Annotated in this window: 15 protein-coding genes and 1 pseudogene; 12 read left to right on the top strand and 4 right to left on the bottom strand. The window is 41.6% G+C overall.

Features of this window, described 5'->3' with window-relative positions; translation table 11 throughout:
* Positions 1-110 precede the first annotated feature (110 nt).
* Positions 111-1106: pseudogene (locus H6G28_RS33700) on the top strand (collagen-like protein); the annotation flags it as partial.
* Positions 1107-1292: 186 nt separating this feature from the next.
* Here H6G28_RS33700 and H6G28_RS33705 read toward each other — a convergent pair.
* The 3 genes from H6G28_RS33705 to H6G28_RS33715 form a co-directional block, all read right to left on the bottom strand.
* Positions 1293-1865: an ABC transporter permease gene (locus tag H6G28_RS33705; RefSeq protein ID WP_190589422.1), complete on the bottom strand. Its 573-nt coding sequence runs from the start codon at positions 1863-1865 to the stop codon at positions 1293-1295.
* Between the two features lie 361 nt (positions 1866-2226).
* Positions 2227-6669, bottom strand: coding sequence for a nitric oxide synthase oxygenase (locus H6G28_RS33710; protein ID WP_190677440.1), 4443 nt, complete (start codon positions 6667-6669; stop codon positions 2227-2229).
* A 596-nt stretch (positions 6670-7265) separates the two neighbouring features.
* Positions 7266-8066, bottom strand: a complete 801-nt coding sequence (locus H6G28_RS33715) for a PhzF family protein (RefSeq protein ID WP_190677442.1) — start codon at positions 8064-8066, stop codon at positions 7266-7268.
* A 91-nt stretch (positions 8067-8157) separates the two neighbouring features.
* Between H6G28_RS33715 and H6G28_RS33720 the strand changes: the two genes are divergently transcribed.
* From H6G28_RS33720 to H6G28_RS33765, 10 genes are all read left to right on the top strand, one after another.
* Positions 8158-9561: an aminopeptidase P family protein gene (locus tag H6G28_RS33720; RefSeq protein ID WP_190677462.1), complete on the top strand. Its 1404-nt coding sequence runs from the start codon at positions 8158-8160 to the stop codon at positions 9559-9561.
* Between the two features lie 552 nt (positions 9562-10113).
* The gene (locus H6G28_RS33725) at positions 10114-10527 is read left to right on the top strand and encodes a response regulator (RefSeq protein WP_190677444.1); all 414 of its coding nucleotides are present in this window, start codon (positions 10114-10116) and stop codon (positions 10525-10527) included.
* 178 nt (positions 10528-10705) lie between these two features.
* Positions 10706-12166, top strand: a complete 1461-nt coding sequence (gene ffh / locus H6G28_RS33730) for a signal recognition particle protein (protein WP_190677446.1) — start codon at positions 10706-10708, stop codon at positions 12164-12166.
* Between the two features lie 412 nt (positions 12167-12578).
* Positions 12579-12839 carry a 30S ribosomal protein S16 gene (gene rpsP / locus H6G28_RS33735; RefSeq protein ID WP_062292058.1) on the top strand — a complete coding sequence of 87 codons (261 nt, stop codon included), beginning with the start codon at positions 12579-12581 and terminating at the stop codon, positions 12837-12839.
* Positions 12802-13239, top strand: coding sequence for a KH domain-containing protein (locus H6G28_RS33740; protein WP_190589428.1), 438 nt, complete (start codon positions 12802-12804; stop codon positions 13237-13239). The genes rpsP and H6G28_RS33740 overlap by 38 nt, the downstream gene beginning before the upstream one ends.
* A gap of 166 nt (positions 13240-13405) precedes the next feature.
* Positions 13406-13582: a 30S ribosomal protein S21 gene (gene rpsU / locus H6G28_RS33745; RefSeq protein WP_062292053.1), complete on the top strand. Its 177-nt coding sequence runs from the start codon at positions 13406-13408 to the stop codon at positions 13580-13582.
* A 334-nt stretch (positions 13583-13916) separates the two neighbouring features.
* Positions 13917-14870, top strand: coding sequence for a PhoH family protein (locus H6G28_RS33750; RefSeq protein ID WP_190589429.1), 954 nt, complete (start codon positions 13917-13919; stop codon positions 14868-14870).
* Between the two features lie 42 nt (positions 14871-14912).
* Positions 14913-15317, top strand: a complete 405-nt coding sequence (locus H6G28_RS33755; protein WP_190677448.1) for a ChuX/HutX family heme-like substrate-binding protein — start codon at positions 14913-14915, stop codon at positions 15315-15317.
* A 298-nt stretch (positions 15318-15615) separates the two neighbouring features.
* Complete coding sequence (locus H6G28_RS33760; protein WP_190589431.1) at positions 15616-16563, top strand: FTR1 family iron permease; 948 nt, start codon at positions 15616-15618, stop codon at positions 16561-16563.
* 382 nt (positions 16564-16945) lie between these two features.
* Positions 16946-17536: a Crp/Fnr family transcriptional regulator gene (locus tag H6G28_RS33765; RefSeq protein ID WP_190589432.1), complete on the top strand. Its 591-nt coding sequence runs from the start codon at positions 16946-16948 to the stop codon at positions 17534-17536.
* A gap of 473 nt (positions 17537-18009) precedes the next feature.
* Here the strand turns inward: H6G28_RS33765 and H6G28_RS33770 are convergent, their stop codons facing one another.
* Entirely contained in the window at positions 18010-18309 is a 300-nt protein-coding gene (locus H6G28_RS33770) for a hypothetical protein (RefSeq protein ID WP_397330355.1), read from the bottom strand.
* 1007 nt (positions 18310-19316) lie between these two features.
* Between H6G28_RS33770 and H6G28_RS33775 the strand changes: the two genes are divergently transcribed.
* The gene (locus tag H6G28_RS33775) at positions 19317-22319 is read left to right on the top strand and encodes a WD40 domain-containing protein (protein WP_190677451.1); all 3003 of its coding nucleotides are present in this window, start codon (positions 19317-19319) and stop codon (positions 22317-22319) included.
* Positions 22320-22348 lie beyond the last annotated feature (29 nt).

The following is a 22348-nucleotide window of genomic DNA, read 5'->3' on the forward strand; positions in this document are numbered from 1 at the left end:
TGGCTGTTATCAATCGCTCAATTACTTGTCTAGATTGAGTTTTACACGATTTTTGACCACTGCAAATACCACACTTGACAATTTCTCCTTTTCCTTAACTTGTCACCAATGACTTACGCAAAATACTTGTGCGTACAAACCCAGGGGAAGGCGGACGCGGTGGACGCGGTGGTAATGGGACGGCTGGTTGCAATTGTCGCAGGCGCAGTTGGGAAGTGCAAACCTGCAAAGGTACTCCTGGTAGTTCTGATTACAAATGTACGAAGAAGCGTTACAGATGTTACGACGGGCGGAATGGAAGCAACGGTAGTGACGGTAGCGACGGTAATACTGGGCGCTTGGGAGTGTTGAGTATTGTAAATAGTAAAGAACCCTTGGCGGCTGACACTCCTAGCATCAAGCTGTCAATTCCCGAACTCGCAGGTAAACAATTACCACTCTCAAAAAATAAATGGAATCTGCGTACAGGTGCAGCTTCATTACTTGCCCCTGGTTCTATAATTGCTGATGAATACCGCGAATTTGACCAGCGTTTAGAAGAGTCGTTTCAGTTAGTTTGGCAAGAAAAACAACCGAGTCAAAGTTTTAGTAATCAAGCTGTCACAGTCACTTTAAATGATAGTAAACAACTAGAAGTGACTTTTCCTGAAGATTTGTGGGTTGATGCTAACAGTCAAAGTGAGAATAATTTGACAATTTATACTGTGAATCACGCAATTCTCAAACAAGATGTGACTCGGTTAGCAGTCGCGGAATTTGCAGGTGCGGGAGAAAACCTCAACTTAAAAATCGTCGATTTAGCAGCAAAATCTGATGTTCTGCAAACTAAATTTCGCGTGAAATTCCGGGCGCGAGATAACTCTGGGGGTTTTTCTGACTATCAAACTGTTTATACAGGTGATGTTCCGCCTGAATTTGTCACCCGTGACTATAATCGTTTTACTTTGGCGTTAGGCAAGTTAAAAATACCAGAAAATGCCCTAAGTCCTGGTATCAATGTTGATATTGAAGTGACAGCAACACGTTCATTAGGCGAACGTTCCGCCAAGCAAACTATTAACTGGCAAAGTGCAATTCGTCAGCCTAGTACAACAAGGCAAAAGTAAAAAGGCAAAATGCAAAATGCAAAAGAAATAATAACGATACAACAAGCCTTTTAGCAATTTCTTATGGTTTGTTTATTTACAGCATTTTTCATTCCAATGAGGTACATTCATCTAGCCTTGAGCATCCTAGCCTCTAACCTCTAGTCTCTAGTCTCTATCCACTATCAATTTGTACTATATAAAAGTTTAACTCGATTTTTTGTTTTCAGAAATCATCTGTGCTAGTAGAGAACCCATGAAATCTAAAAATTGATCTAATAAAGTGCCGATAATACCAATGTAGAGTAATACCTGAATCATGCTATTAGTATTACCTGCTTTGTAGCTTTCCCAGAGAATAAAGCCTAATCCTCTGGGGCCAATTAGCATTTCTATGGCTATAACTGTAAACCACGCTACCCAAATACCAACTTTCAATGAATGAAATACATGAAATATAGCAGCCCGAAAGTTATTATTTTGTCTGCGAAAATGTTGTAAACCGATAGCTACATTAATGATAACTGTCCAAAATGTGGCAAGAAATATCACCATTACTGATGCAGGTTCACTATCTTGAAACAAGATGAGGGCAATTGGCAGTAAGGCTAAAGGCGGAATGCTATGTGGTATCTGAAATATCCTTCTAAAAATCTGATAAACTGTAACATTTATGCCAATAAAATATCCGATGAAACTGCCGAAAACAGCAGCCGGAATGTAACCTACAAACAGTTTTTGTAAGCTGGCTAAAAAGTCTAAAAATAAAGTTTGTTCCATGCCTCAGTTTTTATTTGGAACGTTTATATACAGCCTTTCTTAACCTAGTGAGTTACAGACAAGAATAATTAACCGCAGATAAACGCAGATGGACGCAGATAGATTTGTCCTTCAGTCAACTAGTAAACGCTATATTACTGTGGCAATCAATAAAAAACAGTCAATAGATAACCCAGGAGAATGTATGTTAGGGAGTGGGGAAGAACATTTTTTGTAAAATTTATTTTATCAGAGAATAAATTATGACTCCCAAAAATAAATAAAATCTCAATAATTGGTGAAGAACAAGATCCCCGACTTCTTTAAGAAGTCGGGGATCTGAATACAGAATTTCAACAGCAAGTCATCAAGTCATGATGTCTCAAAGATTATAGACAACTGATGGTTGTGCTATCTCTGGAACTGGTGTAGATTCATCTGCTGATTGATTAACTCGATTTAGCCATCTTTCGGCTTTGGAGTAGTTATCTTTCTGCACTTGTTTGATGGCTTGTTTGTAGTTGAGGGTTACGCCCCAAACATCAGAAACGAAGCGTTTTTCCTGTTTCATTTTGTCAAAGAACTGGATAGCTTCTAACAGTGATAAATTACCTTCAGTATTAGCGATCGCTAACATGACTTCATAAACATCATCGGCCATTTTGGCATCACCGCACACATAATAATGGCATTTTGGATGACTCAGCAGTTGCCAGATTTCTTTGGGTTTGCGCTGCATCAAATTTTGGACGTAGACTTTTTCACCGCCTTGGCGAGAAAATGCCACGTTTAATTCTGACAGCACGCCTTGACTGTACCATGTCTGCAATTGCTCTTGATAAAGGAAGTCTTGGTGATTGCGACAACCAAAGTATAAAGTCGCATCTGCGAGGGTTTTTCCTTGCTGCGCCAAGGCTTCTCGGTATTGCAAGAAGCCTATTAAAGGTGAAACTCCTGTACCTGGCCCGACCATCAACATCATTGCTTCTGGGTCGCTGGGTGGACGGAAACTGGATGTACGCACATCAATTCTTACTTTGGTTCCTGGTTGCAGTCCAGCGAGGTAGTTAGAACATAGCCCTTGACGGACTTTACCTGCATCGGTTTTAATTTGCAACACCCCGACGGTGATTTGAATGTGCTGGGGATGCAATAACGGACAGGAGGAAATGGAGTACAGACGCGGTTTTTGTTTTGGTAGTAATTCCAGTAAGGCGGCGAGGGTAATGGTCGCGCCGGGAAATTCATCGAATAAATCAGCCACGCTCATGTAATTGTCGGTGATGGTTTTGGTGAGCGCAATGCTTTCGGGGTGGTCTTCACCTTGGCGGAGAATTTCTAACCAAGTTTCCAGGCGTTGTTTTTCTGTGTGGTTGGAGGTGGCAGAATGTAAATATGCCAATAAATCGTTGAATGGTTCCCGCACAGCTAAATCTAGTTCTTCTGATAAGACATGACCAACGGTTGTGGGTACGGCGATGGGTGGTTGATCTTCAGTTTCTTGACCATTGGCGGTGACGTAACTTGCACTAAAGTAGGTGTCGGATGTCAAATTCAGGCGATCGCAAATTCGCTGTACCAATTCTGGGGGATTATTAGGATACACGGCAACGTGATCACCTGTTTCATAGTTGAGGTGAGTGTTGGCAATGTCAAAGCTAATAAACCGCGTCGAACGACTACCAGGAATGACTTGTTGCAGCAGTTCTTGATTGGCAATTACAGGTACTTCTATCCCCCGTTCGCCACTTTCCGCTACAGCCAAGTTTTCTATCGCGTTACTAGTGAGGAATTTTACCTGTAATTGAGGTGCGTTGATGGTCGTCCCATCAGCCGCCGTCGCATCTTCACCCAAGACGCGGCTAATTAATCTCAGCCATTGTTTGAAGGTATCAGCTTGGCCTTTGATTTCATCGGCTTTATGCAGAGGCACAATACAGTTAGCACCGGAACGTGATAAGGCTTTATCCACAGCTATTCCCGCCGCACAAAACTGTTCATAAACCGTGCTACCCAGTCCCAAGACGGAATAATTCAAAGTCATCAATGAACCGGGGGGTTGCTTTTTCAACCAGTGCAAGAATTGTTTTCCGTTTGCTGGCATTTCCCCATTCCCAAAGGTGGAGGTAACAATCAACACCAGTCTTTCGGAATTTAAATGAGTTTTGTCGTATTCATCCAGCGCCATCACCTTGGGACGGTAACGATTTAATTGCCTTGCAGCCGTCCGCGCAAAACCTTCGGCGGTGCCGGTTTCCGAGGCGTACAAAATCAAAATCCGGTCTTCTTTGTTGTCGTCTTCGTCCAGAGATGTGGTGAATTTTTCTAAGTCAATGCCATCTTCCACTGCCCAGCGATCGGCGGCGTGGTGATAAGCTGGCTCTAAATAAAAGTCCCGTGTTTGGTGATGCCATACCGGACAAACACTCCCGCCAGCCGGGGGTAACACCCAACCCCATTCCGATGGACATTCTCTACCTGCTTTCTTTTCGCGCAAATCATGGGTGAGGTATTGGCGTGAGGCAGACTGGTGGTCTACCATTGTCACCTTAGCTTTTTGGAAAGAATGCAGGATGGCGATATTCAATTCTAAGGCGACGCGATCGCGCCATAAGGTATGCTCTGAACTGGTATCTAATTTTAGAATGTGGGCGATGTCTTCAAGTTTGTTGTAACGCCCTTCTTCTAAGAAATCGCGCATCAGTTCTGTACCCATATACCAGCCATTAAAGGGTACACAGGCGTAACTAATCCCACCAATATCCATGCGGAAATTACTGATTGCCGGAATTGCATACCAGCGCAACCCCAAGGATTTGAACTCGGCAATGGTGGGATGTTCAATATCGATTTCTAAAATTTCTTCTTTGGGGAACTCATACAACTTCGGCTCCATTCCCGGCACTTCAATGACTATCGGTAAAATATCGTAGGGTGTGCGCGGTTCAGGAGGTTGCCAACCTAATTTAATGATAGTGTTAGTTAAATCTAAGTTAGCGCGATCGCCGATCACACTACCATCTGGTTGTTCGTAGGCGGCGTAACGTAATAATTGCGAATTCCACAGCCGCGGCCCCCAGCGTTCTTTGGGGAGTTTGGGACGAAATGCGGTCATAATCACTTGAACATTACCGCCATTGGTGCCTAAGCGCAAATGTTCGAGTAATTCTTGAAACATTTCATCGGGATCTGTCACATGGCGACAATCACGCACCACCATATTATTCCACTGAATCCGACCAATACATTTAGACGCATTCCGCCAAGCTAACTGTGCGCCATAAGCCAATTCTTCGTAGGTGTGATGATAAGTGCGGGTGGCTTTGATTTCGGCTTGAATTTCTGCCCAACGTCGCGCTCGATGTTCTGCTTCCCAACCTTGTTCACTAGCAATTACTTGGAGGAATTGCTCGGCTTTTTTCAGTAACCGTTCTTCATTCAGCTTGGGCAGTTTCATCACATTGGTGACGCGATTAAACAATGTCTGCCAAGCCCGCCGCAATTCTGGGGTAAAATTCGGCACATATTTTTCAAACAAGACAAACATTGTGTCAGACATGGCAGGATAAGCACAAGATGGCACGCCGACACTGCCGTGAATTTGTCCTAATAACCGCAGTTCCAGCAACAATTCATCGATGCTTTCACTCCGCAAGCAACGCATGAGAAAATCTAAGGATTGGAACAGATGTAGGGAGAGATAATCAATATCGGCTCTGCCAAAAATCGGCAAGACAAAGGGATATTTTTCAAACAAGGTTTGATAAAATACCATCCCCATTTCTTGTTTATTTTGGCTAAATATCTGCCAAGTCTCTGCCATTTCCTTGAGTAATTCTGGTGTTAAGGCATCTTCGTAGTAACGCACTGCCTCTACCATCGGCAAAATAATATTACTATTGAAAAATTTGTACAGTGCCGAGTTGATACCTTTCGCTAAATCTTGGCGGTCATATTCTTCTAAGTAAGGAATTGAAGGTAACATCCACATCCAAACTTGTCGCGCTTTTACCCAGTGGTGGGGACGCATCCCAATATCCGCAAACAAAGCCCCGTAATCTTCGACGGTATCAAAGTCATCACCTGTTTCGTAAGGTACACCTGTCAGGGGTTCGGAAATGATATTTTGGGTGTATGGCTGGAGTTGGTGAATACAGTAGTCAAATAACTCATAAAAGTAATCTGTCATACTGTCGATCGCTTCCCCAAAAATATGTTCTAATTCTGGTTCTTCTAACAACAGCCGCTTAAAGAACTTTTCCATTTGCAGTTCTTTCCAAGCCCGCAGTTTATTCCAGACATCTTTGACAATGACTTCTTCTTGGGATGTTAGGGGAATAGGTTCAGGAATTTCAACTTCTTTGTCGATGGTTACGGTTGGTTTGAGTTGAAAACGTGATGGAATTGGCTGATTAGCTAAGAGTTTGATTGTGTGGCTACCTGCTTCACCAACAGTCTGGGTGATTCTGGCCTGGAGGGTTAAATGAGGTGCGAGACTCCAGGTGGTAATCGGAAATTCTAGTTCGATGGAGTTGTGTCCATGCAGAAAATCTTGGGCTGCAAAGGTAACTGTCCCAGCATCTTGCCAAGGTTGGGTCAGATCCCCTTGACGGTAACATAGTGTAATAGCGATCGCGCAGTCTTTATAAATAGTGAAATTCACTAACCAGCTTGGCTGCATCCGCGAAAACAAATCTTTGGATAATATTTCTTGACCTTGCTCAGAGAGAATTTGTACACGACATTTATATTTAAAATCCCCACCTGCGGGAAAATCGGCGGCTGATATTTCTGTTAAATGAATGAGTTGTTGAGTGTAATCCATATTTAAAAATTACTGGGATAAATAGTTAAGTTTGACTTACACAGTGAAATTACAAATCAACGGTTTAGCAAGGGCATATAGCAGTCCTATTTGATCCGTGAACAATAGAGACAAGGGAGAAAGATGTTTGTAAATCATTTAGGATTGCTATAGGAATATAGGGGCGTGTTTAGGTAAACAATCATCACACCCCGACACCCCAAAAATGCCAGTCTCAAACGACTAACTTTGTGTGTAAGTTTGATTTGGTTACAACATGCTCTTGATATGGACAAAAAGCCAAATTTTACAAAACAGAATTCAGGAGTCAGCCAACGAATAAATCAGAAAATATCGGTGTTCAAAACCCTTACACCCTAACACCCATTTTGAACGAACAATCTTGGTAATTAAATCCTGTAATTGACTCTAATTCTTGAACTCTCAGTTTTATATATTTCTTCAACAGGTATTTGCACATATACACTGACTTACAATTCCTTAAATTGAGATTAACTAAGCTGAAGTTTGCGTGTTAGATGATACATAAGGTTGTATTATACAGGTTTTTTCAGTGTAAATCACTACAATCCCACAGCAAAATTTTACTTTTTGTTTCAATCACTGATCAGTTCACCTTTTAGGATAGTAACTGCTTGACCAGAAAGGAGTACGCGATCGCCACCGTCGTAATACAACTTAACTACGCCACCGCGATGGGATGCTTGATAAGCCAAGAAAGTATTTTTACCCAAGCGATCGCGCCAAAACGGTGCTAAACAACAATGGGCGGCTCCCGTCACTGGGTCTTCATCAATGCCCAAAGCTGGCGCAAAAAACCGAGACACAAAATCAAATTCTGAGCTTGGATGAGCTTTACTCGTAACGATTACCCCGTCTACAGGGAAAGTTTTCAAAAGTTGAAAATTTGGCTGCATTTGCCGTACTACATCTTCTGATTCTACTTCTACGAGATAACCGAGAGAATTTTGGTAAACAGCTTGATAATTTACACCTAAAGCCGTACTGAGTTCCGGTGGTGCAATAGTTACTTGAGAGCGATTAGCAGGAAAATTCAGTTCAATCCATTCATTTTGGCGCTTGGCAATCAATAACCCACTTTTGGTATGAAATCTCGCCACTTCGTCACTCGCTAAATGTCCTTGTGACCACAACACATGGGCGCTGGCTAAAGTTGCATGACCACAAAGTGGCACTTCTACAGCTGGCGTAAACCAACGCAGATTAAAGCCATCCTCTTGTTTCACCAAAAAAGCCGTTTCCGACAAATTCATTTCCTGTGCTACCTGCTGCATCCAGTCAGTGTCTTTTGGTGCAGGCAAAACACAAACAGCCGCAGGATTTCCCGCAAAAGGTTTATCGGTAAAAGCATCAACCTGAGTAATGATTTGTCCCATGAACTTACTTTAGAATATGGAAGCAATATATATCTACGAGAGTACATTAAAGATTTACGCAACTTCTCTACGCCACTTTGCGTTTGAAATTATGCAAATTCACCATATCTCCAACACCCTCAGCGATACTTTACGTCACAGACGGCAAAAACTAGCTCAATTAATTGATTTCCCGGTAATTCTTTGGTCAGGAAGCAGCAGCCCCCGCAACTTTCGAGCGAATACCTATCCATTCCGCGCCAGTAGCCATTTCTTGTACTTTGCTGGCTTACCTCTACACAACGCCGCCATTCGCCTAGAAGCGGGCAAACTAGAGTTATTCATTGATGATCCCGAACCCGGTAGCGCCTTATGGCATGGCGAAATGCCCAAACGCGAAGAAATTGCCGCCAAAATTGGTGCAGATACAGCGAGAACCTTATCTGAGTTGAAACATCGCGGTCATAATGCCGCCTCAATTCCCGTGCAGAATTATCGTACCAGCCTTGTACAGTCCCAAATTCTGCACAGAGAAATTTCTTCGCCTTATGATTTAGAGGGATTAGATTTAGCATTAGCCAAGGCAATTGTCAGTTTACGCCTCACCCACGATGAGGAAGCCTTAGCCGAATTACGCAAAGCTGCGGCTGTGAGTGTGGCTGCACACAAAGCAGGTATGGCCGCCACCCCCAAAGCAAAGCAAGAAGCAGAAGTCAGGGCGGCGATGGAAGGGGTAATTATTGCCCAAAATATGACCACTTCTTACAACAGTATTGTGACTGTTCACGGCGAAGTTTTGCATAATGACGTATATCATCACCCATTGCAACCCGGTGATTTACTCTTGGCTGATGTGGGTGCAGAAACAGAAATGGGGTGGGCGGCTGATATTACCCGCACTTGGCCTGTGTCTGGTAAATTTTCCGCCACACAACGAGATATTTATAATGTGGTTTTAGCGGCTCATGATGCTTGCATTGCAAAAATCCGCCCTGGCGTAGAGTATCGAGATATTCATTTATTAGCCGCAACAGTAATTGCGGAAGGGTTAGTTGATTTAGGCATTTTACAAGGCAACCCCCAAGATTTAGTGGAATTAGATGCCCATGCCTTGTTTTTCCCACATGGAATTGGGCATTTACTGGGTTTAGATGTGCATGATATGGAAGACTTGGGAGATTTAGCCGGATATGAAGATGATAGAACCAGGAGCGATCGCTTTGGCTTAAGTTACCTGCGTCTCAATCGTCCCCTACGTCCAGGAATGCTCATCACAATTGAACCAGGATTTTATCAAGTCCCAGCAATTTTAAATGACCCGCAAAATCGCGCTAAATATCAAAACATCATCAATTGGCAGCGTCTAGAACAATTTGCCGATGTCCGGGGTATCCGCATCGAAGATGATGTTTTAGTTACCACCGATGGCAGTGAAATTTTAACAGCCACCTTACCAAATGATGCTGATACTGTAGAAGCTTTAGTCAATAACCTTGATGAAGAGGCTGGAGGCTAGGAATCAAGATTTATTTGATTGGGGAGAATTGAGAGGTTTAGATCCCCGACTTCTGGGAGAAGTCGGGGATCTTTTGATGCAAAAATGATTTCTGAATACTACATAATTTTAAATATAAATGCTAAATTTATTAGAAAATATTATGGTATCATTTTATATACTTATACGCCTATAGTATTCCAGTAGTCTCACTCTCTAGATACAGATTTTTAGAATCACGTTGATTTAAATTAAGTTAATAATTTTTAATTTCCCACCTGCACACTATCTTCATATACTATAAATATTAGTTACCGCAACTTAGTTGATATCCATATCTTTTATCAGATGCAAATACCAAAACTTGTATCTCATCATTAATATCTATTAAATTTGGATGATTTGTATAAGACTAATATTTGATTTCTAGAAAAAATCAGTGAACTGAGGCAAGACTTCTGTCCTATTCTCTATTCCCTGGCTACACAAGTAATTTCTGAAATCAAACTGGATTTCCCATTTAGCTTTTTTAGTTCAAAAATCAATATTTATTATTTATTAAATAATTTGATTATGAGCCAAAAAATTAACAATCACAATCCCCATATTCTGGTCTGTGATGATTGTGAGGTTACTTGTTTTTTATTACAAACAATTTTAGAAACAAATGGTTATCAAATTACTACAGTCTTGCGTGGAGAAGAAGTATTGCAAAAAATAGCATCTCAAACATTTGATTTGCTTTTATTAGATGTCACAATGCCAGGAATGGACGGTTATGAAGTAGCCGATCGCATCCAACAAAATCGTAGTTGTAAGTGTTTACCAATTTTGTTACTAAGTGGCTACGAAGAAGACACCATCAAAAAAAAGTGCCAAGCCAACGTAGCAGGTATTATCCGCAAGCCAGTTGATATGAATGTCTTGTTAGCAGTCGTCAAACAAGCTTTACAATTATGTAATTGCCACCACATCAGTGTTGCTTAACACTAAAATTGTGAAAAAATACGGTTTACCACCCCAAACCCAGTAGGTATCCAGTTGCTCAACTCGGAGTGAAAACTACTAAGCTGGTAGATAGCACGTTAAAACTCTACCGGAAATTCTGCATCGCCTTTGGCGACAATTCCGGCTTCCTCATTGGCTAAATACTTGTAACTTAGATATGTTTGATGCACTAGCAGACCGTTTAGAATCCGCCTGGAAAAAACTTCGGGGTCAAGATAAAATCTCGCAATCCAATATTCAAGAGGCTTTGCGAGAAGTCCGCCGCGCTTTATTAGAAGCAGATGTCAACCTCCAGGTAGTCAAAGATTTTATTAGCGAAGTTGAAGCCAAGGCGCAGGGAGCCGAGGTAATTTCTGGCGTGCGCCCAGACCAGCAGTTCATCAAAATTGTCTACGATGAATTGGTGCAGGTGATGGGGGAAGAAAACGTTCCCCTGGTGGAAGCTGAACAAAAGCCGACAATTGTCTTAATGGCTGGTTTGCAAGGTACTGGTAAAACCACAGCCACAGCCAAATTAGCTTTACATCTACGAAAATTAGAGCGCAGCTGTTTGTTAGTCGCCACAGACGTATATCGCCCCGCCGCAATTGATCAGTTGATCACCTTGGGTAAGCAAATTAACGTACCAGTATTTGATCTGGGTAGTGATGCTGACCCTGTAGAAATTGCTCGCCAAGGTGTAGAACGTGCCAAAGCTGAAGGTGTCAACACAGTCATCATTGATACTGCGGGTCGTCTGCAAATCGACGAAGACATGATGGCGGAGTTAGCGCGGATTAAGGAAATAGTCCAACCCCACGAGACTTTGTTGGTGGTGGACTCCATGACTGGTCAAGAAGCCGCCAACCTCACCCGCACCTTCCATGAGCAAATCGGCATTACTGGGGCAATTCTCACCAAGTTAGATGGTGATAGCCGTGGTGGTGCAGCTTTGTCAGTCCGCCAAATTTCCGGCGCACCCATCAAATTTGTCGGTGTTGGGGAAAAAGTCGAAGCCCTACAACCTTTTTACCCTGACCGGATGGCATCGCGGATTTTGGGGATGGGCGATGTTTTGACTTTGGTAGAAAAAGCCCAAGAAGAAATTGACTTGGCCGATGCCGAGCAAATGCAAGAGAAAATTCTGTCAGCGAAGTTTGACTTTACCGACTTTCTCAAACAGCTGCGTTTGCTGAAAAATATGGGGTCACTGGGAGGCATTCTCAAGATGATTCCTGGTATGGGTAAGCTGTCTGATGATCAACTCAAGCAGGGTGAAACTCAGCTAAAACGCTGCGAAGCGATGATTAATTCCATGACCAAGCAAGAACGCCAAGACCCAGATTTATTGGCAAGTTCTCCCAGCCGCAGACGACGGGTGGCTAAGGGTGCTGGTTACAAAGAAGCTGATGTGAGTAAACTGGTGTCAGACTTCCAAAAAATGCGATCGCTCATGCAACAAATGGGTAAAGGTAACTTCCCTGGTATGCCGGGAATGTTCGGCGGCGGTGGTATGGGCAACGCCTACGCAGGTGGTCGTCCCGCCGCCCCCGGATGGCGCGGTTATAACGGCGGTGGTGGCGGCAGCAAAAAGAAAAAACCCAAGGATAAGAAGAAAAAGGGCTTTGGGAACTTGTAGAAGAGGGGATAGGGAGGACAAGGTAGGCAAGGGGGACAAGGGGGATCGGGGGGACAAGGAGGACAAGGAGGACAAGGGAGAATAGTTTTTCATCACCTACACCCGCCAACTTCCCACTCCCAACTCCCCACTCCCCACTCCCCACTCCCAACTCCCAACTCCCCACTCCCAACTCCCAACTCCCAACTCCCAACTCCCAACTCCCAACTCCCAACTCCCCACTCCCCATTCCCAACTCCCCACTCCCCATTCCCCACTCCCCACTCCCTAACTCATATAGCCGCAAACGCTAATCAAGTGTTAAAATAAGCATTTCAGTATGGGAAGTAATTAACCAAGGCACTTTCGCCCAGTTACTTCCTAAATTTATCAGCTGCAAAAATCCATACAAACAGGAGAACGATTCTTCAACATGATCAAACTGCGCTTGAAGCGATACGGAAAAAAGCGGGAAGCGAGCTACCGTATTGTCGCCATGAATAGCCTCTCTCGCCGCGATGGTCGTCCTTTAGAAGAACTGGGCTTTTACAACCCCAGAACCGATGAAGTTAGACTAGATGTTCCCGGCATCGTCAAGCGACTACAACAAGGCGCACAGCCCACTGACACCGTACGTCGCATCCTCGTAAAAGCTAATGTTCTTGAACAGGTCAGTGCAAAACCCGCATCATAACCTCAATACGCCATCTTTCGCAGCTAATCCCAATTATGTTGGACTAGTGCGATTTTTGATGCAGCCGTTTTTAGAATCTCCAAATACCTTAAGCGTTGATTGTGAAATTTCTCACACCCTGAAAAAAGCTTGGATTCGCATTGCCTTTGACAGTGCAGATAAAGGCAAAGTATTTGGCCGAGGCGGACGCAATATTCAGGCAATTCGGACAGTAGTTGCTGCTGCGGCAGAACTGGCTGGACAATCTGTATATCTGGACATCTATGGCAGCAGTGCTATGGGGCGAGATGGTATGTCTTTTGATGAAGACCGCGAAGAGCGACCGCCACTGCCAAAAACTAGGGAAAGACGTGGCAACAACGGGCCTAGTAGACCTGTTGCTAAACCTCGTTTCCGCTAGGTTTAAACTATAAAGAAAGGAAGATGAGGGAGAAAAGTATGAAGTGTGAAGGATGAAGTCTGAAACTTAATTCTTCTGCCTTGTGCCTCCTCTCATTGACCTGATTTCTAAATGCTATTTATGAATGCAACTTCTAAATATCTCTTTCAGGGGGTGAAATTAGGGAGTGGCTGAAGTCCGTCTAGGTGAAAATGAAACAATTGACTCGGCACTAAGACGTTTTAAAAAGAAAATTCAAAGAGCCGGGATATTATCTGAGGTTAAACGTCGGGAAAGATACGAAAAACCCAGTCTACGCCGGAAGCGTAAAGCAGAAGCAGCACGTAAAGGCGTTCGCTACTAAGCGATTAACCGCAGTCAATGGTGGAATTTGAGGTGAGCAAGTTTAATTAACTTCAACCTCGCTAAAGTAGAGATGCGATCGCGTCTCTACTTTACTAGTGCAACAAGGCAAAAGTAAAAAGGCAAAAGTAAAAAGAAATAATACTTATCAAGTCAGCTTTTTAGCTATTTCTCATGGTCTGCTTATTTACGCCGCAGTGTACTAGTGCGGTGATGCAAAAGCGCAAAACTAGAAAATAATGTCAAAATAAACTTAATTAAAAACTGTAATTAAAAATCTAAACAAGTAATAGACCTTTGTTAAAAATAACTCCTCACACATTTAAGAAATAACTATGGCAGATGCTTTAAAGATTCAGCTGCCTAATATTCCGAGTGCGATCGCTCTTGCAGGTGATGGTGAAGAAAATCTCAAAATCCTGTCTCGGCAAACAGGCGCGGTGTTAGTGCTACGGGGACAGGAACTTCAGATTACGGGTACAGATGCCCAAATTAATTTAGCATCCAGGTTGGTGCGATCGCTCGAAGACCTGTGGATTAAAGGCAATACGATTTCCAATGCCGATATTTTAACAGCCCGTCAAGCTTTAGATAGCGATCGCGAAGATGAACTCCAAGAATTACGTCGAGATGTCCTCGCTAGAACTCGCCGTGGTGAAGAAGTCCGCGCTAAAACATTTCGTCAACGCCAGTACATTGAAACCATCCGCAAACGTGATATTACCTTCTGCACCGGGCCTGCTGGTACAGGTAAAACTTATCTCGCCGTTGTGGTCGCTGTGCAAGCACTCCTCGCCAACCAAGTAGAAAAGCTGATTTTAACTCGCCCAGCTGTCGAAGCTGGTGAAAGATTGGGCTTTTTACCAGGAGACTTACAGCAAAAAATTAATCCTTATCTTCGTCCACTTTACGATGCCATTTACGAATTTATTGATGCTGAAAAAGTCCCCAATTTAATAGAACGCGGCATTATTGAAGTTGCGCCACTCGCATATATGCGCGGACGTACCCTAAATCATGCTTTCATAATAGTGGATGAAGCTCAAAACACCACACCCGCACAAATCAAAATGGTTTTGACGCGGTTGGGTTTTCGTTCGCGGATGGTGATTACGGGCGATACCACACAAACAGATTTGCCCCATAATCAACAATCAGGCTTATCAGTTGCTTTAGACATTTTAAAACACGTCGAAGGCATTGGTTTTTGCGAATTTACCCAAAAAGATGTAGTGCGTCATCCTCTAGTACAGCGAATTGTTGCTGCTTATGAAAAATACGAAAAATAGTCAACAAATGACCAATGACTAATGACAAAGGACAAATTAATTATGAGTGCCAATTTAAAAGAATTTTTAGAAGCCTGTGAAAATTTAGGAACCTTGCGTTTAATTGTTACCAGCAGTGCGGCTGTATTAGAAGCACGCGGCAAAATTGAGAAATTATTTTATGCCGAATTGCCGAAAGGTAAATATGCCAATATGCACACCGAAGGCTTTGAATTTCACCTCAATATGGACAAAATTACCCAGGTGAAGTTTGAAACAGGTGAAGCAAAAAGAGGTAACTTTACAACTTATGCCATCCGGTTTTTAGATGATAAACAAGAACCTGCTTTAAGCTTATTTCTCCAATGGGGCAAACCAGGAGAATATGAACCCGGTCAAGTAGAATCTTGGCACGATTTAAAAGAGAAATATGGCGAAATTTGGCAACCTTTACCAGTAGAGATATAATTTGTCTGCTTGATTACTTAACTTACTGAAAACGAATAACCCCACCCTGCCAAAACTACGTTTTGTCTCCCTTCCCCGTGAACCTACGGTATAAATACAAGTCGAAGTAAACTACTAGGGATGGGGATTTGGGGAGCAGAAGAGAGTGGAAAATCCCATAAAAATTCATACTCAAAATTTGATTCGCGGACTTGAACAGCTTGAATCTACCTTTTTTGGCTGGAAACTTGATCTGGGTCTACAAAAACCAACCACTTTTCCAATAACCTCTTAGACTATTGACTCTGGACTCAAAACGATGAATTTTAGTACTGCTTTACCTACTTTTGTAATTACACTCCGAGAGGGAGTAGAAGCCGCCTTAGTTGTGGGGATAGTGTTGGCTTTATTGAAAAAAGCCAAACAATCTCGACTTAATTCTTGGGTGTATGCTGGTGTCGGCGTTGGTATTGTTGTCAGCGCCTTGATAGGTGTGCTGTTTAGCGTGGTAATTAAAGCATTAGGTCAAGTTAATCCACAATACACATCGGTGGTTGAACCGGGACTAGAAGGTGTGTTTAGTGTGTTGGCGATCGCAATGCTTAGTTGGATGCTAATCTGGATGACGAAACAAGCCAGATTTATGAAAGCTCAAGTAGAAGGCGCTGTTACAGAAGCACTCACACAAAATAGCAATGCTGGCTGGGGCGTTTTTAGTTTAATTTTAATTGCCGTAGTCCGCGAAGGTTTTGAAACCGTGTTGTTCATTGCGGCTAACTTTCAGCAAGGTTTAATTCCCACAATTGGCGCTCTAGGTGGTTTATTAGTAGCGGCTACAATTGGCGTATTGTTATTTAAATTAGGTGTCAAAATCAACATCCGCCAGTTTTTCCAAGTTATGGGCGTTTTATTAGTGTTGATTGTTGCCGGGTTAGTCGTTTCTGCATTAAAACATTTTGACGATGCCTTTGCTAACTTAGCCCTCAGCAGTCGTGCTTCCGAAAGCCTGTGTTTTTACTATGAACACTTTACTAAAGTCCACTCTTGCATTTTAGGGCCGATAGTTTGGAATACTTCTAGTATTTTGCCTGATGATCAATTCCCCGGCATTATTCTGAAATCTTTATTTGGCTACAGAGAACATCTATATATTGTGCAAGCAGTGGGATATGTTTTATTTTTGCTAACTGTTGGCGGATTATATTTCCGCAGTTTAAGTGGCGAAACTGTAAAATCTAATAAAAATGTGTCTCTTTTCCAAAAATAAACTGATAAGTAAATTTATTGCAGGGTGAGTATGACAATCATACTCACTCTATTTTGTCTGATTGAAGAAAAATTCAGAAATCATATCATACCCGGTGAATTAGTCATGATTTCCTTAAATTATTGTCAGCTAATACTTCGAGTCGGGAAACCCCCTACAACCAGACTACCAACGCTCCTACATTGCTAAAGCTGCGCTAACACCATGCAACTGTCCCCTACACCCAATCTCTACAGACAATTTTTGTGCGTCAGCCCTGTATTTATTCAGAATGTACCCTAGCATCTTTCTAAGAGCAGATTTTTTCTGTACCCATAAATTCATTTAGCTTGATCTATTATGTATACTACGGTTAATACATCGAAGAATAGTACTATAGGTCATGGTGTCTTTACACTCAAGCTTGTCTACCGCACCTAATAAAAACGCCAAGCAGCATTTTACTAGGCGCTCATTCTTACCAGAGAATCAAAATGTACTTTGGCAAATTGAAAAAGGCTTTGTACGTACTTATACTTATTTAGAAGATGGTACAACAGTTGCGCTAGGATTATGGGGGCCTGGGGATACCGTTGGCAAAGCCTTGTCAAAAATGGAACCTTATCAAATGGAGTGCTTAACCAAGGTAGAAGTTAAAATCTTGCCCCTAGAAGATTGGTATCAAGCGCAAGAAACACTACTAGCACATATCCAACAAGCTGAAGAATTGATGGTAATTCGTAGCTATAAAAAAGTTGATACCATGCTGATTAAATTATTAGCATGGTTGTCGAAAAAATTTGGTTCACAGGTTGAACAAGGACGTTTAATAGATATGCGCTTAACTCACGAAGACCTAGCAGAAATGCTTGGTTCTACCCGCGTAACCATCACTCGAATTTTAGGACAATTTGAGGATGAAGGTTTGATTGATCGTCTTTCTCTCCATCGCATTGTCGTGAAAGAAGAAGACATTTGGTACTATGAAATTTAATGGTAGTAACGCACAAAAATATTTATTAGCTGATAACTTTGGGGGATAAAGAAAGCTCAAGCCTTGAGCAGAGTATCGATAATTACTTTATTTTCTAGTCTTTTAATATACTAACTTTTTGAATTGCCAGACTAGAAAACAGAAGTTTTTATACATAGCTAGATTGATTCCCCCGATCATTATTCATGACTTATAGCGTTTCTCAGTCTGGTGAAGTACAGTAGCAACGGTGAGTATACCAATTATAAATATCGGTCAAAGAGAATTGTTTAAAAGCAGCTTGAATCGAGGAAGGTGTAGGTTGGGTGGAGGAACGGAACCCAACATTTTCAAGGCTTTGTTGGGTTACGCTATCGCTACACCCAACCTACTATTCTCTTAACTGAACCGTATTGAAATATGAGTTCTATAGAAATTTAATCAGCTGCAAAATCACCCCGACTGTAGAAAAAAGCCGGGGTAGTTGTGGTTAGTTATGCAACTAAAATTTGACGGATTAAAATACTCATCACTTGATCAGGGTTGTCGGTTGGAACTAATGGACTCCAATCGCCTACCTCGGCATAACCGATCGCTTGCAAATAATGTATTGTACTGGTGACAGCTTTGGGTGAACCAATCAACAAATGTTTAATGGGTTCTCTGTTGGGTAATGGCTGTTGATTAGATGGCTTGGGAGTATGTGCATCAAAATTTTCTCTTCTCAAAAATTGCTCTGGTGGTGTTTGAGCAGAATTTTGATCATCACCGAATTTATATTCTTGTGCCATGATAATAATCGACTCCTAATTAGGTGTTGGAAGAAAGGCGATTGCAGACTTTGACAGGACGGCGATCGCCTTTCTCATACCATTTATAATATAGTATAAAAATATACTTGTCAACCACTTACTTGAATACTTTTATAAATGATCAAATCTGTAAAGATGGCAGTTTATAAAGGATTTTAAATAAGGATGAGAAAAATTTTCAGGATTTATTCAGTGTATTAAAATAAAAAGCATATTCAGCAATTTCAGCTAAGTAGAACTTAGCCCCGACGAATGGAATTCGCGGCTATAAAAACAAAGTCCGCCTGCGCGGACTAAGATAAAATCAAAGTTTTTGAACCCGCGCAGGCGGGTTTTGTCCGTGTATCCGCGACTTCAGTCGCTGGGTGCAAGATATGACTTAATTGAGTAATAGCATCACAACTTTGTGTCCTAATACTGTTTCACTTTAAGTTTGATACAAATAGACGGCAGGGGGCAGGGAGCTGCTTTCAAGGGTAGGGGTTTTGTAGTTGGTCATTTTTTGTCTATTTCAGCCAATGTTTAAATCCTGAAACGACCAAACTACGTTAAACAGTTGAGAAAATTCTCAACTATTTTCGAGATTCTAAAAAACCTACCCTTGAAAGGCAGGGAGCAGGGGGCAAGGGGAAAGAATAAAAAAACCATGAATTTGTATCATTTTTTTCGTGAAATGGTATAACGACAGAACCTTGTGTCCTAACGACAAAACCCTTTGTCCTAACGACAGAACCTTTTGTTCTAACGACAGACCTTTGTGTCCTAACGACAGAATGTTTATTAGATAATGCGTGCGGTTGCGGATGTTGTCGTTAGTAGCTTCTGTAATTTTATTGCAACAACATAGCATTGAGCCAATTTGTCAGTTGGCTTTCTAACTACTTTTTTCATTGTGGCAAAGATTGGCAGTGCAATCACACTTCTCTGTTTTAAGTTAAACTTTTTGATACCACTTATAGCTTTTCACCACTGACAGCAAGAAATAGCCAATGTCAAACCAGATCACGCAAAATAAAATGCCTGATGGCTTTACACTCATATATCCCATCGAAAAGCCAAGAGGTGTGATCACTGATATGGAGTGGTCGCCAGATGGAAACATGCTTGCCATAGTTTCCATTAGTGGTTACGAAGACATCATCGACATATGTGATATACGGGATGGAAAAAGAGTTTGGAAGCTTGAAGGAAAACATTCCGGTAGTATAAATAGCATAGCTTGGTCGCCAGATGGGAAAATGCTTGCGTCAGCTTCAAATGACACAACTATTGCTATCTGGAACATTAAAACTGGCAAGTTAAAACGCAGACTAAAAGGACACTCTAACGCGGTATGGAATCTCAAATGGTCGCCTGATGGTCAAACCCTTGCATCAAGCTCTCGTGACTCGACGATTAGACTCTGGAATACAACTACATGGAAACATAATCAGCCGCTCAATGTAGATATAATACCAGACTCTAGCATGGTATGGTCTCCAGATGGACGAACTCTTGCTATAGCGTCTTACAATGCTGTCTTGTTTTGGAATTTAGAAAATGGAGAACTAAGTGGAAAAATTGAAGGGGAAATAGGTTTTATATCTGGGATGGCATTATCTCCAGATAACCGAAATCTTGCCTTAGTATCTGGTACTAGTGTACTGCTTTGGGAACTCAAAACTTGGCAACCAACAGCTAAACTAGAAGGCCATACTCAAGAAGTTGCTTGCATTTCTTTTTCTGCTGATGGTCGTCTTCTAGCATCAAAGTCTAAAGATGGAAGTATTAGACTCTGGCGCTGTGACCTTTGGCAACAAGTAGCAGCTTTTCGAGAACTAAGTGATTGCATTAGTTCGATTAACATTGCATTTCATCCGAAAGCACTGATCTTAGCCACTCTTGGTACTTCTCAACAACTCATTTACCTTTGGAATGTAGACATCAACATTCTGCTTAATGCAGCTTTGGGATTTGAAACAGTTCACTATCGTAATGCCAAAGTTGTTTTAGTTGGAGATACAGGAGTAGGAAAATCTGGGCTTGGTGCGGTTTTAGCGGGAGAGAAATTTAAACCTACGGTGTCAACTCACGGACGACATGTATGGAGTATGGAGGTTACTCCTCACAAATCAAAAGATGGTTTTGAGGAAACTCGTGAAATACTGCTTTGGGACTTAGCTGGACAGGTGGAATATCGGCTTATTCATCAGCTTTCACTTGATCAAACTAGCGTCGCACTCGTTCTTTTTGATGGTTCTAGTCCCATTGATCCTTTTAAAGGAGTTGCCTTCTGGAACAAGGCACTACGGCAAGCTAAAGGTAGTGAGCATTTAGTTAAATTCCTTGTAGCAGCAAGGACGGATGTAAGTACACTAACTGTCACCGATGAAAGAATGAATAACTTTGCGTTGGAGTTAGGTTTTCAAGGAGCCTTTAGAACATCAGCTTTGACAGGTGAGGGAGTTCAGGAACTACTGCAACAAATTCAAAATATTATTGATTGGGAAAAGCTGCCACTAACTGTTTCTGAACGTCTGTTTAAGCAAATGAAGGACTTTATTGTTAATCAAAAACAGAACCGTCATATTTTGAAAACCGCCACAGATATTATGCAACAGTTTCGGATAATGTATCCCGAAGCAAGTTTTAACGATGATAGTTTTCGTGCTGCAATAAAAGCCGTAGAGTCACACGACTTAGTTAAAATTTTATCATTTGGTGATTATGTTTTACTTCAATCCGAACTATTAGATAATTATGCCTCGGCAATGGCACGTGCAGCACGTGAACAACCTGATGGAATAGGATGTTTAGATGAGCAAGTAGCAAGAGAAGGAAATTTTAATTTTGGTTCATTAGAAAGAGTCTCAGAAGATGAAGAGAGAATTATATTACAATCGGTTCTTGAGCTTTTTATCACAAAAGAACTAGCAGTAATTGATGCGGAAAAGCTTGTATTTCCTTCCCAGTTTAACCGAGAATTGCCGGAATATCCAGATGTGCAAGGCTCTACTGTAATTTATCAATTTGAAGGCGCTTTGATGAATGCGTACACAACTCTTGTTGTACGTCTTTATTACAGTGAATTATTCAAAATGGAGCCTCTTTGGAAAAATGCGGCAATATTTTTGCCCATCGGACGAAAAGATAAAGCTTATCGTTGTGGCTTCACCTTAGAAGAACTGGATGAAGGAAGTGGACGGCTAACAGTATTTTTTGGACAAAATGTAGTTGACGATATAAAAAATTTGTTTATTCAATATATTCATGAACATTTAAGTCGTAAAGCAATCAATGGAAGCCTTAAAAGAGAACGTATTTATCGCTGTACAGTTTGTCACAACGATGTTAAAGATAGAGAAGCAGTTAAGTTTAGAATTCAAAGAGGTATTACTACAATTCCTTGCCAATTCTGCTCTGAAAATATTTCTCTCTTGGATTTGATTGAAGAAACTTTAAGCAGAAATGATGAGTTTTTAACTAAGGTTCGTCAGTTAGATGAGAAAATTGACGAAAATCTTGATAATGCCAGCAAGGAAACTATTATGATGGGCGAAGTAATGACCATTGTTGGCAAGGCAGGACAGATATTCCGCCGTATACAGAGTGATGATTGGGGTATTGATGGAGAGATAGAATTCAAAAATTACAAACTTCAGGCATCTGGTGAACGCATCTATGTCCAGCTAAAATCTGGCAGTTCCTACCTCAAAATTAGCAAAGATGGTGTCTGTACTTTCTACATATCTAATGAGCGTCATATTAATTATTGGCGGTCGCAAAAGTATGATGTTTATCTTATAGTTCGTCATAGTGACGAAAAGATTTATTGGATGAATATTACTCAGTACCTGAAAAGATGTGGAGAAGCAAAACCCCGCACTATAATATTCAACCAAGAAGAATTTACTATTGAGGCTTTGACAGAACTTAGAAGAGCTAGAATTGACCAACCTCTCCAGGCTTTGAAACCAGCTACTATGGAACAGGAAGACAAAGCAGAAAACTAAATTCTAACTTAACAAAACCGTGTTAGCTC

Origin of the sequence: Nostoc sp. FACHB-190, assembly GCF_014696905.1 — a bacterium.
Taxonomy (GTDB): domain Bacteria; phylum Cyanobacteriota; class Cyanobacteriia; order Cyanobacteriales; family Nostocaceae; genus Nostoc_B.